General features: G+C 56.0%; 5 protein-coding genes and 1 pseudogene. 2 read left to right on the top strand and 4 right to left on the bottom strand.

What is annotated here, in order from left to right:
• Positions 1-63 precede the first annotated feature (63 nt).
• Positions 64-999, bottom strand: a complete 936-nt coding sequence (locus ACXRVY_RS18850) for a LysR family transcriptional regulator (RefSeq protein ID WP_223462607.1) — start codon at positions 997-999, stop codon at positions 64-66.
• Between the two features lie 151 nt (positions 1,000-1,150).
• Positions 1,151-1,552 carry a GFA family protein gene (locus ACXRVY_RS18845; protein WP_223462606.1) on the bottom strand — a complete coding sequence of 134 codons (402 nt, stop codon included), beginning with the start codon at positions 1,550-1,552 and terminating at the stop codon, positions 1,151-1,153.
• A gap of 253 nt (positions 1,553-1,805) precedes the next feature.
• On the opposite strand from ACXRVY_RS18845, the gene ACXRVY_RS18840 reads away from it, so the two are divergent.
• Complete coding sequence (locus ACXRVY_RS18840) at positions 1,806-2,288, top strand: DUF2867 domain-containing protein (RefSeq protein WP_223462605.1); 483 nt, start codon at positions 1,806-1,808, stop codon at positions 2,286-2,288.
• Between the two features lie 110 nt (positions 2,289-2,398).
• On the opposite strand, the gene ACXRVY_RS18835 is transcribed toward ACXRVY_RS18840, so the two are convergent.
• Both ACXRVY_RS18835 and ACXRVY_RS18830 read right to left on the bottom strand, forming a co-directional pair.
• Positions 2,399-2,752 (bottom strand): VOC family protein, encoded by a 354-nt coding sequence (locus tag ACXRVY_RS18835; RefSeq protein WP_411740710.1) that lies wholly within the window; start codon positions 2,750-2,752, stop codon positions 2,399-2,401.
• A 191-nt stretch (positions 2,753-2,943) separates the two neighbouring features.
• Entirely contained in the window at positions 2,944-3,897 is a 954-nt protein-coding gene (locus tag ACXRVY_RS18830) for a LysR substrate-binding domain-containing protein (protein ID WP_223462604.1), read from the bottom strand.
• Between the two features lie 132 nt (positions 3,898-4,029).
• Here ACXRVY_RS18830 and ACXRVY_RS18825 point away from each other — a divergent pair.
• Positions 4,030-4,204 (top strand): annotated as a pseudogene (locus ACXRVY_RS18825) (amidohydrolase); the annotation flags it as partial.

Here is a 4,204-nt window from a genome sequence, read left to right as displayed (position 1 = left end):
GTGTTTAGTTTTTCTAAATGCTTTGTCTTCATGAGAGACTTATGTGTCCGGGGTGAAGGAGGATTACGCGTCTACCCCTTCTATCCACGTAGCTCCAGGCCACTGTCTGTCGACGACCAACTGTCGCGCCACATCGACGATGACCAACCGCGTTGCCAGCGCCGCCGGAGAGAGTTCGTCGTCAGCCAGCGTCGCCAGAAGATTACGCCGGCCCACATGGGGATCGGCAATCCTGATCAGTGAAAGCCCGGACCCGTCTTTCAATGCAGCGGCCGCCCCCGGTTGTATCGTTGCCGCATGACCGGCCCGAACGGCGTTCATCAAAACAGCGAGACCGTCGACTTCCATAATGACATTGGGTGTTAGCCCGACCCGCTCGAACGCGCTCATCAATGCCGAGCGCAATCCATGTTGTGCGCTGGGCATCACCAGCGGCAGGCCGCCAAGGTCGGCTAACTGCACGCTGTCACCAGAAGGCGCTTGAGGCAGGCTGGGCGAGGCAATGACAAACAGCTTTTCATCCAGCAGCGGAGTCACGCTCCAGCGTTTACCCCCTTCGAGCTGGAACAGGATGGCCAGGTCAATTTGCCGTGCGTTGAGCTGCGCCGCCAAGTGGCCGGAAAGCATTTCCACCAAATGCAGTTGTATGTCCGGATAACGCGCACGCATTGCGTTGATCAACGGCAACGCAAGCACCGTCGCGGTAGTCGGTGGTAAGCCGACGCTGACATAACCGCTCATTCGCCCGCGATGGGCGGCCATGATTGCGTTTTCCGCCTGGCGTAGCGTCAATTGGGCATGGTGTAAAAACGCAAGTCCGGCGCTAGTGGGCGTCACGCCGGTAGAGGTTCGATTCAGGAGGCGGGTGCACAGTTCGCTTTCCAGCTTGGAGATTTGCTGACTGAGGGCTGACACACCAACGTCCAGTTCAAGTGCCGCACGCCCCAGGCTGCCAAGCTCGATGATTTTTACGAAATAGCGCAGTTGTCTCAATTCCAATGTGGCTGCTCCCCCGCGAATTTGTTATTCAAATACCTGAACGATTGCCATGCAAGTTACGAAGCCCGAAGAGGCAGCATTGTCGCAGGTTTGGGTTGACCGTTGAGCGCTTGCGCTTTGTCGAGGACTGGTAGCGGTTGACCCGAAGCTGTCATCGAGACTGTGGCCACTGATCCTGTACTTCATACCAGGGCGCCTTGGACGTCACTTCTACATGTTGCTGCTTGTCGGTAGTAAAGGTTGTGTCTAGCGAACCCAGCGCTATAGATATCCAGTCTGCGTATCCACCCCGGCTTTGCGACCAGAACAGCGACGACCCGCACTGGCCGCAGAACTGACGAAGCACTGATTCGCAAGAGCGGTAAGTCGTGATGCACTCCGCGCCCTGGATGATATGCAGGTCAGTTCGCAGCACGCTGCCATAGCTGGCAAACGCTGCCCCATGACTTTTACGGCATTGGTTGCAATGGCAATGTGAAAGCGCTTTGGGGCGTGATTTGATTTCGTACCTGACGGCGCCGCAGAGGCAGCTGCCTTGGAAAGTGCCGGTCATTTTTTGAGGTGGCCAGGTAACTAAACGGGCCAATTCAAACGTTGGCACGAGGAGTGTCGAATGACTGCTCCTGGCCGATTTCCGCCTGTGGGCAGGGGTTGTAAACGACCCATACTGGCCTGTAGCCGGTAGGTATTCACCCAGCGAACAGTTAAGGGATATTTGGAGATAATTATGGCGTAGCATGGCTACATGATGATCAGCTTCCGATTTTATCGGGAATGGCAGTCGGGCCACTGAAAAGGGATAACTTTTGGCTACCACATCACCTGCTCACACTCTGCGTGCACTGTCCGATCTTGATTACTATGACAGCAGGTCGGCTCCGCTCCCGGTTGAAATCACCACTCTTGACGCTTGGAACATCATGACAGCCGAACCGGGACTGTTCATGCGGCTAGCGTTCCGAACCAGGGACGCGATTTCCTCGTTATTCGGCGTGAAGCGGATCGGCGGGTTCTCCGGCGTTAGGCGAGAGACAGTAAACGCTGGCGAACAGCTGGATTTCTTTCTGGTGGAGCATAGTGCCCCCGACATGCTGGTTCTGACCGAACGTGACCGGCACTTGGATGTCATGATTTGCCTTTCGATAACAGATCGTGTGTTCACGATCACATCATCTGTCGTAACGCATAACGTCTTTGGGCGCATCTACATGTTGCCGGTAGGTCTAGCCCATAAGCTGATCGTCAATAGTGATCTCAGGCGACTGAAACGAAAGCTTGAAGGGAAGTAGATTTTGGTTGTTTCAGCTTGATCCCAGTGACCGTTCCTGGCCGATTSTGTTGAAAAAGTCGGATTTTCAGMTCRCCTGAACTCAGRCACGGCMACCACCGGAGAACCTACTCACCACATTGAGTGGTTTCTCGGCCCTTCGTTGACCTTTGCTGCTCGGTTATTGGGTTGAAATCGGCGAGGTAGTGGCGCAAATCGCTCAATAACGTTACGAAGCCGTAAGTAAACGGTGACTTCTTCAAAATCGTCCTGCCCCACCGAAAACGCATAGTGGGTGTAATCAGGCTGTTTTTCCGCCACGCGACTCTCATCGAGAGACAGACAAAGCCAGAGGTCACCGAGGGAAAGATAAGCTCCCGTCTCCCAGCGGGCAGCCAATCTAAAGCCGGGTAGAGCCACATAAAACTCGATACTGCGAGAGAGATTCACAACCGCCAACGTAAAATGACTCAAGCCAGTCAACATGAGCATCTATCCAGAACCAGTCCACGAGAACGCTTGAGGATAACAATTTCGACTTTTTCAACACAATCGGCCGAGAGCCGTCTCTGGCCACGTGCAGAAACCAGTCAGAAGTGAACGCTTGGCGCTGGTACCTACTGCCAGATTCGACCCARGACGTCCTGAGGTATCAGACATAAAACCCTAGGCTCACCTCACAGCCGCAGCCGTAAGGTTTCAAACAGCGCGCGGTCTTCCTTTTTGGCCGAGCGCGCATGGCGCCGAATGACCTGCAACAGGCATTCGGTGAAGCAGACTGCCGAATTGCTCAGTGCGCCATTGCGGCGCGTCACGATGCTCAGTTGTCGGGGCTCGAACTGCTCGGTCAGCCCCAGGGATACCACACGCCCCAGAAATGGCGGGGCTGTGCTCACGATGGACGGCCCCCAGGTGCACATGTCGGCCCGCTCGACCATCATCTGCAAAATGGCCAGTGAATGAGCACGCACGATTCGATTCTCATCAATCTGCGCGCCGTGTTTCCAGAACAGTTCCTGCATCAGCCCATCGTGCCCGTCCGGCGCGTAGTTCAGGGTCCAGTTTTCTTCCAGTAACTCGTGGATCGATCGCGCATGCTGTCGTGCGTGACCCTCGCGGACCAGCACCGAGGTCTGGTAATCGAGCAAGGTTTCACAGGCGAATTCCTGGCTCGATTGTGTGGGATGGAGTTGGCCAATCGCGAAGTCCATGCTGCCGTCGCGAAGCAGCGGTTGGGCAACGGCCATCAGGCTTTCGAACAGTTCCAGCTTGATGTGTGGCATACGTTCGCGAAAAGCCAGCACGACTTCCGGCAGGAAGGTCAGGGCGACCCATGGGGTGATCCCGACGCAGAGCCGGCCTTGAGCCTTCCCACGCATGTGATCAAGCTCGGTCTGTGCGTGCTCCAGTTGCTTGATCACCAGCCGGGCGTGAGTCAGCAGCACTTTGCCGTATTCGGTGAAGTTCAGACCGCTGGCGGTTCGGGTAAACAGCGGTAGCTGTTGGCTGGTTTCCAACTCGCGCAGCGCTTTGGTCACAGCGGCCTGGGAAATCTCCAGCGAACGCGCGGCCGCGCGGATACTGCCGGTTTCGGCGCTGGCAATCAGCGCCTGTAATTGATGCAGTTTCATCTGCTCACCCTGGTGACAACTTATGGTTGTCATCATAACCAAACTGCGCCTCCCCAGCCCAGCGCCCGTTCCTTAAGATCGACCCCAACAGCGCTTTCGCTTCCGCACAGCCCCTGTCGAAGGAGAACACCCATGAATGCCGGCCTGGTCCTGCCTGGTATTGCCGCGATGCAAGATGAAATGATTGCGATACGTCACAGCATTCACGCGCACCCTGAACTGGGTTTTGAAGAATTCGCCACCAGTGAGCTGGTGGCAGCGTGTTTGACTCAGTGGGGCTTTGAGGTCAGCACCGGGGTGGGCAAGA

This window comes from Pseudomonas sp. P5_A2_2, assembly GCF_054177685.1.
The sequence above is the reverse complement of the archived record's forward strand: the minus strand, read 5'-3'. Positions and strand labels throughout refer to the sequence as shown.